1 protein-coding gene is annotated in these 325 nt (G+C 50.8%); it reads right to left on the bottom strand.

What is annotated here, in order from left to right; genetic code table 11:
- The coding region (locus ACO0LC_RS29270; protein WP_423009795.1) for an integrase core domain-containing protein at positions 1-325 on the bottom strand (325 nt) is incomplete at both ends.

The following is a 325-nucleotide window of genomic DNA, read 5'->3' as shown; positions in this document are numbered from 1 at the left end:
CGTAAATCGACCGGACATTCATAGCGCTGCGAATGGATCGAGAATACGTTGGTCTTACTTACCTTACGCGTCTCCTCGATAAAGAACACCTCCGCAGAAAAAGCATCGTCAGTCAAAAATGTCACCCGGTTCCGGTCCAGATTGAAACGATCAATTGGCGTCATCCCTATGGCACTATGCGACTTCGAATTGTATTGACCCTCCACCCACTCATGCGTCAAACGATTCAATTCTTCCAGAGACGCGAAGCTGGGATGCAAAGTCAGGAAGCGATCCCGGAACCCCCGGAAGAAACGCTCAATCTTCCCCTTGGCTGCACCGTCAC

Origin of the sequence: Undibacterium sp. JH2W (assembly GCF_049340425.1) — a bacterium.
GTDB lineage: Bacteria > Pseudomonadota > Gammaproteobacteria > Burkholderiales > Burkholderiaceae_D > Undibacterium.
Note: the sequence above shows the minus strand (reverse complement) of the source record. Positions and strands in the feature narration are given on the sequence as shown.